General features: G+C 47.2%; 10 protein-coding genes and 1 riboswitch. All 10 genes read right to left on the bottom strand.

What is annotated here, in order from left to right:
* Positions 1-90 precede the first annotated feature (90 nt).
* Positions 91-939, bottom strand: a complete 849-nt coding sequence (locus ABDK92_09835; GenBank protein ID MEN3186907.1) for a carbohydrate ABC transporter permease — start codon at positions 937-939, stop codon at positions 91-93.
* Complete coding sequence (locus tag ABDK92_09830) at positions 923-1,813, bottom strand: sugar ABC transporter permease (GenBank protein MEN3186906.1); 891 nt, start codon at positions 1,811-1,813, stop codon at positions 923-925. Before ABDK92_09830 ends, ABDK92_09835 begins: the two co-directional genes overlap by 17 nt.
* A gap of 68 nt (positions 1,814-1,881) precedes the next feature.
* On the bottom strand, positions 1,882-3,198 hold the full coding sequence (locus tag ABDK92_09825) for a sugar ABC transporter substrate-binding protein (protein MEN3186905.1): 1,317 nt from the start codon (positions 3,196-3,198) through the stop codon (positions 1,882-1,884).
* 84 nt (positions 3,199-3,282) lie between these two features.
* A complete protein-coding gene (locus tag ABDK92_09820) occupies positions 3,283-4,026 on the bottom strand; it encodes a GntR family transcriptional regulator (protein ID MEN3186904.1) in 744 nt (247 codons plus the stop codon).
* A 617-nt stretch (positions 4,027-4,643) separates the two neighbouring features.
* A complete protein-coding gene (locus ABDK92_09815) occupies positions 4,644-5,399 on the bottom strand; it encodes an ABC transporter ATP-binding protein (protein ID MEN3186903.1) in 756 nt (251 codons plus the stop codon).
* Positions 5,386-6,309, bottom strand: coding sequence for an ABC transporter ATP-binding protein (locus ABDK92_09810; GenBank protein MEN3186902.1), 924 nt, complete (start codon positions 6,307-6,309; stop codon positions 5,386-5,388). Before ABDK92_09810 ends, ABDK92_09815 begins: the two co-directional genes overlap by 14 nt.
* A gap of 8 nt (positions 6,310-6,317) precedes the next feature.
* Positions 6,318-7,157, bottom strand: coding sequence for an ABC transporter permease (locus ABDK92_09805; protein MEN3186901.1), 840 nt, complete (start codon positions 7,155-7,157; stop codon positions 6,318-6,320).
* Between the two features lie 2 nt (positions 7,158-7,159).
* A complete protein-coding gene (locus ABDK92_09800) occupies positions 7,160-8,101 on the bottom strand; it encodes an ABC transporter permease (GenBank protein MEN3186900.1) in 942 nt (313 codons plus the stop codon).
* A gap of 14 nt (positions 8,102-8,115) precedes the next feature.
* Positions 8,116-9,669: an ABC transporter substrate-binding protein gene (locus tag ABDK92_09795; protein MEN3186899.1), complete on the bottom strand. Its 1,554-nt coding sequence runs from the start codon at positions 9,667-9,669 to the stop codon at positions 8,116-8,118.
* A gap of 32 nt (positions 9,670-9,701) precedes the next feature.
* A riboswitch (cobalamin riboswitch) is annotated at positions 9,702-9,871 on the bottom strand.
* A gap of 76 nt (positions 9,872-9,947) precedes the next feature.
* Positions 9,948-12,026 carry a thioredoxin domain-containing protein gene (locus ABDK92_09790; GenBank protein MEN3186898.1) on the bottom strand — a complete coding sequence of 693 codons (2,079 nt, stop codon included), beginning with the start codon at positions 12,024-12,026 and terminating at the stop codon, positions 9,948-9,950.
* Positions 12,027-12,316 lie beyond the last annotated feature (290 nt).

Genomic DNA, 12,316 nt, shown 5'->3' with positions numbered 1-12,316 from the left:
AAACACCATCACAAGCTTCCTCACGTTCTCCTACCTCCTTTACCTTGTGAATTTAACTCAACCTCCCCGTTGGGGAGAGATTGGCCCAGGTCATTCTTTCACCGCACCCAGGGTAAGACCACGGACGATGTAACGCTGAATGAGGAAAGTCACAATAATGATGGGAATCACGTGCACCATAGAGGTTGCCGCCATCGCCTCCCAGCGAATTTGGGTATTTGACCAGTATTCAGAAATAGCAACCGGCAACGTTTTTGCATTCCTTCCGGTTAAAACCAGAGCAGCCAACAATTCATTCCAAGAAAACATGAAACTAAAAATACTCGTCGTAGCCAAACCCGGTGCTGCCAGGGGTAATGAAATGCGTACAAGTGACTGCAACCAGCTACAACCATCAATTAAAGCCGCCTCTTCGACATCTTTCGGAATACTGCGCAAGAATCCAGCCAAAATCCAAATCACAAATGGAAGATTGAAAGCAATATGAATAATAATAAGTCCCGCAGACTTATCAAGGAGTTTGAACGAACGCATGATGAGGTATAAAGGCACAATAACAGCTACAGGAGGCATCATTCTCACGCTAAGAATCCAAAATTCAATGTTTTTCTTTGCCGGAACAGGAAATCGGGCGATGCCGTACGCAGCCAGGACCCCAATTATCAAAGTAAAGAGAGTACTGATTAATCCCACTTTTAGCGAGTTCAGCAAGAAGGGGAAACGAGAGTTATTACCACTGAATTCGTGAATATAATTCTCAGCCCTTATTTTTGGCAACCAAACTGGCGGTATAGAAAAAATCTCCACTCGATCTTTAAAAGAGGTCAAAAAAAGCCACAAAATGGGAAAAATACTAACCATCACAAAAACTATGGCGAAAAAATAAATGAAAGCTTGAAACACCATCTTGCGAAAACGACCGTTATTCGTGGATTTCACCCCCCCGGTAAAAAATACGGATCAAGAGTTGACTAAGAATGGTAATCACGACCAAAACAATAATCGCCGCAGCAGAAGAATAACCAACATTGAAAAACTTAAATCCATGTCGATAAATAAAGAAGCTCATCGTTTCTGTGGCACTCCCCGGACCACCTTGAGTCGTTGAGTATACAAGATCAAAGAGGCGAAGGTTATCCATCATCCTCATCAAGATGACCACCATGGCTACATACTTGAGAGCAGGTAACTTCACATAACGAATAATTTGGTGCCACTTTGCTCCATCGACTGCGGCCGCGTCAAGGAGAGTGGTCGAAATTCCTGAAAGCCCAGCCAAGAAAACAACCGCGGTAAACGGTGTCCACTGCCAGACATTCACTAAAATCAGAGACCAAATTGCCGTATCAGCCGAGGCAAACCACGGTTGAAATCCAAGGCCTAACCATTCGCAAAGGTAGTTAGCTAAACCAAAGTTGGGATTGAAAATGTAAACCCAAACCAACCCCCAAACAACCGGAGTTACCATCATCGGAAGCATATAAACCGTCCTCAGGATTTCCATTCCCTTCAAACGTTTATCAAAGATTTCAGCCACCACATACCCGATGCCGAGTTCTAAAACAATGCTCACAAAAGCCACCCTCATGGTATTGTAGATAGACTTCAAAAAAAGACCATCCTGAAAAAGTCGAAAGAAATTACCCAAACCTACAAAAAGAGCCTTATACGGTCGAGCAAGATTCACATCTTTCCCGCTTAGTAAAACAGCGTAAACCATTGGATAAATAGACAAAAAAGCTAAGTACACCAACGCTGGTAAAAGGAGAAGCAAGCCAACTTTTTGTAACCTTGACAATCCTGATAGCCGCATCTTTTTCGCCCCAATATAGTATTTTCAGTGCGCAGCACTGCTGCGCACTGAAATTTCACAACCCATTCCTACTTCATTCGATAACCTGCTCGTTTCATTAACGTCGTTACATAATTTTGCACATCAGCCATAGCCTGTTCGACCGAGGTTTCTCCCTGAAGCGCTTCTGAGACCTTTAGACCAACTACATCGATAATCTCAAAACTTTCAGGAACACGGGGTCGACAGTCAACATAAGTCAGCGGTGCCGTTTCCAAAATGGTTGGGTACCATGGGTTACTTTGCGTCAATTCTGGATCTTGAGCCACGGAAATTCTGCTTGGGGGACCACCAGCTGCACAAAACTCGCGGTGAATTGCGGGGCTGCAGAACCATTTTATATATTCCCAAGCCAGCTCTTTGTTATTACTGCTCGATGCAATTCCCATTACCCATCCGCCAACCGGGGGTACGGGTTTAAGACCCTCCTTCGCTGGAAAAACAGTAGTACCAACTTTACCAACGATTTTCGAAATGTTCGGATCCCAATACATAGGTGTTCTTACCGTCCATGTTGAGGCCATAGCCACCTTACCTTGCTGAAACGCCGTGGCTCTTTCATCCCAAGCATAGTTTATAGCACCTGGAGGATTGTACTGGAGCATCTCCTGGAAAAATCGTACAACCTCTATGCTCTCTGGAGCGTCAAAAACTGGAGTCCAATTCTCTTCGGTAGACCCAGGATAAACTCCTTTGAAATACTTTCCACCAAAGTTCCAAATATACTCAAACCATGCCTGGCCAACTGGAGCACCTCTCTTATAATTCATTGCAATTCCGTAAACATCTGGAAAATTAGGGTTATTCGTAAAAAGCGCTGCTCTTTCTTTTAACTCCTCAAGAGTTCGTGGAGGAGTGACTCCTGCTTGCTCAAAAAGGTCCTTACGATAATGAGTCAGTACAAAGTAGAGGCCAAAAGGTAACCCGTACACTTTACCCTTCCACTTCCCAGCTTCGACCCCCACCGGGAAGTAATCATCCATCGCCATGAGGGCAGGGTCTTCTTTTGCGATGTACGATTCCAGTTCCTCCACAAAACCACCCTCCACAAACTCGCCAACCCAGGGAATATCATACACAATAACATCATAATCTCCAGTGCCAGCTGCCAGCGAGATTACCTCTTTTTCATGAGTTGCGTCGTAAGGATAGCTGTCCATAATCACCTTCGCACCGGTGACTTCTTCAAACTTCGCATTAATCTTTTCAAAAGCAGTTACAAACGGATCGGCAATCATAATCATGTGAAGGGTCTGACCACTAAATGGTTTTTCCTGAGCCAGAACCATACTCAAACCCAAAATAACCATTAACCCAACAATCCAAATTACCAAAAACCTTCTCATTTTCATGCCTCCTTTTCTCTCCATTCTTTTCAAAGCAGTTCCACCACCACGCAAGTGATCGAGAGACTCTATCCTCACCTCCCTTCATTTGTTCAATTCACGACCCAAAAGACGAGTCTGGTAGGTAAATCGATCTCCTCGATAAAGAGTATATGCCCGTTCAATGGCTCTTCCACTTTGCAAGTAGGAAATCCGACCCACAAGTAAACCAGGCGTACCTTCTACAACCTCAAGTAATTTCGCCTCTTTACCCGTAATTAACGTAGCCTCAACCGTTTCATAGGTTTCCCGAAACAAAAGTCCATACCTTTTTTCCAAAAAGTTATAGAGTGACTCTTCATCCAAACCTCTCCCTAAAAATCCAGGCACTAAATCCTCAGGCAAATAAATCTCACTAATTGCAACCGGTTCCTCATTAGCAAACCGTAGTCTCTTAAAAACAATCACCGGGCTATTTTCAGAAATTCCCAAATCCTGAGCAACGGACGGAGGTGGAAAAACTCTGGCAAACTCCAGAATTTTTGTTCCGGGAACCATTCCCCGAGACCGCATCTCCTCGGTAAAACTCGTAATCGTCCCAACGTAGTGAATAATTCGGTTTTTAGAAACAAAGGTTCCCTTACCAGGAATTCGAATGAGCATTCCTTTCCTGACCAGTAAATCGAGGGCTTGTCTTATGGTTGTACGACTTACGTTGTAAGTTTGTTGGAGTTCCTTTTCAGTCGGTAAAAAATCTCCCGTTTTCCACTTTCCATCTTCGATTGTTTTTCTTAAATTCTCCTCAATCTGGTAATAAAGCGGCACTCCTCGTCTTCTGTAAACGCTCAATGTTCAACACGCCTTTCTCCCATCTCTTTCGGAATTATAAAATAGCTACCCAAAAAATACAATATTGTAATGTTACAATATTATTATCTTTATTGAAGCGATTCTACCTCAACCTTTAAACAGCAAAAATGCATCAAAGTGGAACCATGTCAAAAAACAGACCCAGAAAAACCTTCCTTACAGGGTCAAAAAACGGAAATTTTCTCATCTCAACTGAATTACCGTTCATCCAGAAAACGATTTTGCAAACAGCTGAATAATTCAAAAACCGAAAAAAGCCAAGCTTCCCGTCGCTTAAACTACAAAATAAATCCCTTTTTTAAAGCCGATAAGGGAGAACGGAATTGCGGCTATCTTCTTAGAGATGATATTCAATTTGCTGGGGACTCCGAACGAAACCTTCTTTAGGAACCATTGCTTTGGCTCCGGAAAGGGATTAAAAGGGCAGGCGAATCAGGTCATCACTAAACCCTGGTAACAAAGGACCCGCGCTGAGGATTGGAAATACCACCCCTCCATACAATCATGGTGATGGTTCCTTCCTGAAAGGGGACCACTTCCCTAAAAACTAAAAAGACCTCGATTAGAAACCATCACCTCCTCTCCATGCAGAGGATTCAAGAAAAAGAGTTACGAATAAGCCAGAAGGTATAAGGATGGACCGGATTGACAAAAACCGAATCAACTGGTCCTTTCTCCACAATCTTCCCCTCCTGCATGATGCACACCTCATGAGCTATGGCTCTCACCAGCGCCAGGTCATGGGAGATCAAAAGATAACCCAGGTTACCGGCATGCTGATACCTTTTGAGAAGCTGGCAAATAGAAGCCTGCACAGAAGGATCAAGAGAAGAAGTCGGTTCATCAAGGATGAGCACAAGTGGCTTAACCGAAAATGCCCGAGCCAGAACCACCCGCTGAATTTGTCCACCACTCAACTCATGGGGAAAACGTTCCAACCATTCGGCATCGATATCCATTAGCGGCAAAAACTGGTCCAGAAAACGTTCTTCGTCCTCTTTTCCCCGCACCAGTCGATGAATCCGTACTCCTTCAAGCAAACTTTCCCGAATGGTCAATAACGGATTGAGTGCGCTCAAAGGATCTTGAAAGACGATTTGCACCAGGCAATGAAAACGTGTCTTCTCCCGAGGAGAAAGGTGAAAAATGTTTTTCCCTTCCCATCGAACCACCCCCAAAGAGGGTCGAAGTAACCCGACACCGATTCGGGCTAAGGTTGACTTTCCACAGCCACTCTCCCCCACAAGGCCAGTGATTAAACCCTGTTGAATCGTCAATGATACCCCCTGTAAAGCCCACTTTGGATTCTTGGGAACGCCAAAAAACTTACTCACCTGTTCAAACAACAACATATGGACAACGCACCCATCGGTTCGCAACGATTTCCAAAAGTTCAGGGTGAACGACTGCACAGTCGGGACGAGACTGGAAACAACGGGGATGGAATGCACACCCCAATGGTCGATGGGTAAAAGAAAAACTGCCCCCAGGAATGGGAATCATACCATTTTCCGGTAACGACCGAAAAAGAGCAATGGTATAAGGATGAAGTGGCCGAGAGAAGACCAGTTCACTTTCCCCTATTTCCACAATCTCTCCAGCGTACATCACCATCACCCTTCGAACCAGCTTTCTCAAGACGAGGTAATCATGGCTGACGATCAGTAATGCACTTTTTGTTGCGGTCATCATAGTCTGAAACGTTTCGACGATACGCATCCTTAAGGCCGCATCCAAACCTTTGGTCGGCTCATCGGCAAGAACCAGAAGAGGAACAGTCATCGACCCCATAGCGACAAGAATTCGTTGTTGCATTCCCCCACTCAGCTGGTGAGGATAAAGGAAAAGCACTTGGTCCGGGTAGGAAAAACCAAGACGTTCCAAGAATGTTCTGACTCGCTCCTGTTTCAATTTTGGGAGCAAAGTTCTTCCTGACTCCCAAAGATGAGTTCGTATTTTCATGAGAGGATTAAGAGACGTACCAGGACTCTGCGGTACGAAACCTATCCAAAATCCTCGTACGGTGTTCATTTCTTGTTCCGAAAGAGTAAAAAGGTCACGACGATCAAAAAGAACCGTTCCCGAGACCACAGCGTTACGGGGCAAAAGGCGAAGAAGTGCCAGGAGCACAACCGATTTCCCACATCCACTTTCACCCAGAATTCCCACCGACTCTCCCCTTTCGATCTGGAACGACACTTCCTGCACGATACGCAAAAGTCCCGAAGACACACGAAAACTAACCTGTAAACCATGGACCACAAGAAGGCTCATCTTAAAAGCGGCGATCGCACAAAACGGACGTCGAACATGTCACGCAATCCTTCACCGAGGAGATTGGCACCCAGCGCCACCATTGTCACGGCCACTGCCGGAAGAAAAAAAAGATGGGGATAACTTAAAAGGTATGGCCGAGCATCGCTCAGCATCATTCCCCAATCAGGAAAGGGAGGCTGAATTCCCATACCAATGTACCCCAGGGTAGCCAGCTCAATCATAAACCCGCCAAAGCGAAAGCTCCCCCAAACCGTCAATGTGGGAACAAGGTTTCGCAAAATGTGCCTATATAGGATGTACCCTGTACCGGCTCCCAATACTTTAGCCCCTTCCACGAAATGACTCGAACGTAAAAAGAGTGCTTCACCCCGGATAATTCGAGTTAAACCCACCCAACCGAACAAATTCAGCGCCAAAAATAATGAACCCATACCTGGAGGGAAAATCCCAACCAGAGCCAGCGTCAAGAGTAAATCGGGAATGCCAAGAAATAGGTTCACTACCAGAGAAATCAACTCATCCACCCAACCTCCCAGATACCCGGCAAGCATCCCTAGAACAGTTCCCACCGTCATGGTAATCGCCACACTCACACTGGAAACCAAAATGGCTACCCGACCCCCGTAGAGCATACGGCTCCAAAAATCGCGGCCCAACGCATCGGTTCCTAGGAAATGTTGACCATGAAATGGGGGAAGGAAACGCCTGGTTACATCCACCTCCAAAGGTGAAAACGGCGCCAAAAACGGAGCCAAAACCGTCAGACTCACCATTCCCAAAATGAGCACTCCTCCCGCAGTAGCAGTTGGGTTGAAGCTGCATTTCCTTTTCATGTTCACTCCCCATCCGAATCAACCCGGGGATCGAGAAAGAAATAGAACCAATCAATCAGTGCCTGGAAACCGACGTAGGCTAAACCTAAAATGAGCACAAAAGCCTGAATAACCGGAAAATCCCGATCAGAGATGGAAGTAATAAGAAGTCGCCCAACCCCGGGCCAAGCAAAAATCGTTTCCACAATTGGTGCCCCACCGAAGATACCCCCCAAGTACAGCCCAAGAAGAGACAGAACAGTTACAAAACTATTGGCGCAAGCACGCTTGAGCGTCACCCAAACGAGTGCAAGCCCACGAGACCGAGCTGCTAAAACATAGTCACTCCCCAACGCCTGGAGTAGATGAGCCCGCAGAAGACGCATAACCACCACACTAAAACCACTTCCTCCCACCAGAGCGGGAAGCACGAGATGTCGCCAAGAACCCATACCACTTGTGGGAAAAATGCGCCAGCGCTCAGCAAAAAGCACCATTAACATTGTTCCCAGAAAAAAGGTTGGTAAAGAACGCAAGAGAAAAGAAAAAATTCGTCCCAGATGATCAAGAACACCACCCGCATAGACAGCCAAAATAACTCCACCAAACAAGCCAACCAGCAGGGAAAAAAGAAGAGTGACCATGGAAAGGAGGAGGGTCGCCGGAAGTCGTTCTCGAATCTCCATGATAACCGGTCTACGACTCACATACGACCGACCAAAATCTCCTCGGAAAACCTGTTGCATCCATCGCACGTATCGAACAGGAAGAGGTTGATCAAAACCAAGCTGAGCCCGAAAAACTGCGATCTCCTCAGGAGTGGGATGAAAAAGGCCTTCTTTTTGGAGAAGAAGTTCGACGGGGTCACCTGGCATAACCTCCTGTAACCCAAACGCCACAAGGGTGACCCCAAGAACGACCACACCAGCCTGCACCACGCGTCGACTAATAAAATTACGCCTCATTCCGGTTGGTTTGCTTATTCAAGGTATGCCCTCCACAACGTCACGTCATAACGTTTTCCCATGGCATGGAATCCCTTCAGGCGCCTGTGGTAAGGAAGAATGTCGACATTGTTAAATAGAGGAATCCAGTGATATCCGTCCCGAGCCAATTCCTGAACTCTTCGATACATATCAAAACGTTTCTCCATGTCCATTTCCCGACGAGCAGCAAGAATTAATTCATCGGCTTCGGCATTCTGAAAGTTTAGATGGTACTCCACGTTTCCCGCGCCATTGCTCAGTACATACCAGGTAAAAATGGTATTCGGCTCGGCGCTGGGCAAACCCTGATTACGCATGGCGATTTCGTACTCTCCGGCTTTCATGGCTTCGTTGAATGCTCCGCCTTCCAAAATCTGAATATTCGCGTCAATCCCGATTTCCTTGAGCACGCTCTGGATGTACTCCGTCTGTTCTTTGTAAGGGTACCGTTGCAGCGACCAGGAAGGAAAGATAAACCGTGCCGATACTCGTCTATCTCCCAAAACTTCCCGAGCCAGCCTTTTTGCCTCTTCGGGATTATACTCCGCTGGGAGCGGCACGTGGAAAGGTGATGCGGAGCTCAGAATACTTCCCAGTACTTCTCCATATCCATAGTATAACTCATTAACGATGAAATTCCGGTCAATGATGAGACTAATGGCCTTTCGTAAACGAACATCGTTAAAGGGAAAACGGGTCCCATTAATGAAAAGATAGTGAGCAATAGTACTCGGTGCTACCTCCACGACAAATCGTTCATCTTTAAGCAGTTCCATCGCTAGATTGGGAGTCAGGCTCCCAATATCGATTACTCCAAAAATTTCCTCCGTTTTGAGGGCAGCAAAACGCGTTTCTGCTTGAGGAATTACTCGTACCACAACCGGCGAAACTGCTTTTTCTCCCCAGTACTGTTCAAAAGGTTCCAAACGACAGTACTGGTCTTTCCGATGTTCGACCAAACGGTATGGACCGGTACCCAACGGAAAACCATTGAAGAAGCCATCGTCCCGGAAATTCGACGGACTGAACATGGCACTCCCGAAGTTCACCATCAGAAAAGGTAATGCCGCTACAGGTTCTTCAAAAACGAGGCGCACCGTATACTCATCGACCGCCACAACCTCTTTAAGACCCGGATAAGTTTCATGAATCCGGAAAGGGTAAAAGGGAGAATTGGCCGGACTGATTTTTTGATACCGTTCAAAATTCGCCACCACGGCCTGCGCATCGAAAGGGGTTAAATCATGAAAGAGAACCCCTTGACGAAGATGAAACGTCCACACTCGACCATCCTCACTGGTTTCCCACGACGTGGCCAAAGCCGGCGCTGGCCAACCCTCTTCATCCCTTGTAACCAGGGGTTCCCATACGTGGAGAAGCGTTGATGTGTAGTACGGGTCGTTCTCACCGGGAACAAGGTCTCGATGCCCGGCAATAAGCACATCTGACCTCTGTTCGGCTGCCATACCGCACTGAACCACAAGCAAGGCCATAAAAAAAACAAAGAACACTGAAAACATCACATGCCGTAAGCGGGATACAAACACTTTCTGACACCTCCTGTCTCTCGCAAGAGAGTAGTCATTTTCCGCCTTCAGGCCGGTCTCCTGGCTTGAGGGTCCAAACCTACTTGGCTCGCCTTCCCGGCAAAACCCCAGTGGCAGAGTGAGCCGTTCGTCCCCTCTCACAGTGGCGGGACCACACCGGATTCGCACCGGTTTCCCGAACACCCGAAAGCTCTTTTCGCATTATAAAGGGAATCTGGCAGTACGTCAAGGAGTACTTTAGCTCCGGTTCCAGTCCCCATCGAAAAAAAATGCCAAACTCATGAGTGAAACGATTGCCTTCTTATTCTGGACATGAGCAGTTTCAGGTCGGTCGTTGGTTCTTGACAGGTGAAATGCTGGCAGAGGTAAAAAGTTGGTTCTCCAGCGATACTCCGAAAATCGAGTCCCTCGGGAAGAAAATTCCAGGGAGGGCTAGAACAGTCATCTTCAGGAAGAAAGAGGAAAAAGGACAGTTCGTGCTTGAGGATTTCCAAAATGGAGGGAAGCTGAGGGTGATGGCGCGGAGCAACGAGTACCATCTGCAAACCCGGCCGAAGAAGGGAAAACACGGTCTGAGCAAGATACGTATACCCCAGGGGATTCCTCTCAAAAAGCGGTGATATTCGGTCAAGCATCTGGGATACCCGGTTCTCCAGGTCCGCGCGAAAAAGGAGCCGACTCAGGCGCAGGCAATTTTCAATCGCTACGGAATTTCCAGAGGGAATTGCCCCATCGTGCAGAACCCGAGGCCGAAAAAGGGGAGTCGAAACCCCAGAAGGAGTAAAGAAAAACCCTCCCTGAGGGTCGAAAAACAGGTCAAGCGTTCTTTCGGTAAGACGAAGTGCACCTTGAAGATATCGTTCTTCCAGGGTTGCCCGATACAGTTCAAGAAGACCAAAAGTAAGGAAAGCGTAGTCATCCAGGTATCCTGGAATAGCTGGTTCTCCGGTGAAAAGGTGGAAAAGATGACCCGAAGAGTCAACCATGACGTCGAGGAAAAAGTCTGCTGCGTTTTTAGCCCGAAGAAGGAGAGTATCATCATGGAAATAGAGGGCAGCTCGAGCTAAAGCCCCAATCATGAGGCCGTTCCAGTCAGTGAGAATTTTTTCATCTCGAGAAGGACGAGGTCTCTGAGCACGGTAATCAAAGAGCTTTTTTCGACCTTCCTCTATCATTTGTCGGAAAACTCCCTCTGGATACCCGAACTTTTCGGCCCAGAAGGAAAGACTATGGCGTCGATGGAGGATATTTTTCCCGCGCGAATGGGGAAAGTTACCCTCCTCGCGCAAAGAAAACACCTGTTCAAAAATTGGACTGAGCGTTTCTCCAAGGATATCCCGAACTTCCTTCAAGGTGAAAAGGTAAAAGGCTCCTTCCCCTTCGGGGCTATCAGCATCTTCGGCTGCGTAGAAAGATCCCTGGGGAGCCGTCAAAGAGTCAAAGACATAGGTAAAAATTTCCCTTACCACATCCTGGTACTCCGGTTTTCTGGTAAGGGCAAAGGCTTCGATGTACGCTATGGCCAAAAGCGCCTGGTCGTAGAGCATTTTTTCAAAGTGGGGAACAAGCCAGCGGGAGTCGGTAGCATAACGGTGGAAACCAAAACCGACCTGGTCAAAGATACCTCCGTCTCGTAAGGCTTCCAGGGTCCTTTCAGCGATGGTCAGGGCTTTTTGATCCTGCCACTCTCGGAAAACCCGCAGAAGAAAAAGAATATTATGAGGAAGAGGAAACTTTGGTTGTCCCTTAAGGCCTCCCCATTCTCGGTCACTGGCAATCCAGAGAGCATCGAAAGCTTTGCGTAAGAGTGCTTCTTCAAAAACCCTGTTCCCATGACCCTCCAAAGGAGAAGAAGAAACCAGGGTGGAGACTTCCTGCGTCGAAGTTTCAATGCGCTGACGCTCGTTCTTCCATACTTTCTGTACCCACATGATGAGTTCCTTCATTCCCAGAAGTCCAAAGCGGGAATACGGAGGGAGATAGGTGGCAGCAAAAAAAGGGGTCCCTTCTGGAGTCATGACCACAGAAAGAGGCCAGCCGAGCGAATCGGTAAAAAACTGTGCTGCGGTCATGTAAATGTGGTCGATATCAGGACGCTCTTCACGGTCCACTTTAATCGAAATGAAAGTATCGTTCATGAGCCGGGCGATTTCTTCGTTTTCAAAGGTTTCCTCAGCCATTACATGACACCAGTGACAGGTTGAGTACCCAATGGAAAGGAATACAGGGCGATCGAGTTCTTTGGCTCGAGAAAAGGCCTCTTCGCTCCAGGGATACCAATCAACCGGTTGAAAGGCGTGCTGCTTGAGGTACGGACTTTTTTCGGCAATCAAACGATTCGGTTTCCGCTCGGTCATGTTCACCCACCTCTTTCGCTTTTCAAACCATACCGAGCGGACGATATTCCTCAGAAAAGGTACTTCATACAGGAAATGTTATCTTTTCTCAATCTATCAGTTCACCGTGCGAAAGGGAGGCGAAATCCTCAAACCCCTGATCTAAGAAATCCTTGCAGCTCAAGGGCTGCAAGGGCTGAGAAGGTAGCGTACCCTACAAGCCTTCTTGGGATCGGGTCAGGCACGTGGCATCTCGGTTACATGCAGCGGCGGCCTGACTCCCAGGGCGCGGAATGCCACCTCAGCGCTAC

The organism is Atribacterota bacterium (assembly GCA_039638595.1).
GTDB classification, from domain to species: Bacteria; Atribacterota; Atribacteria; order Atribacterales; family Caldatribacteriaceae; genus Profundicultor; species Profundicultor thermophilus.
Note: the sequence above shows the minus strand (reverse complement) of the source record. Positions and strands in the feature narration are given on the sequence as shown.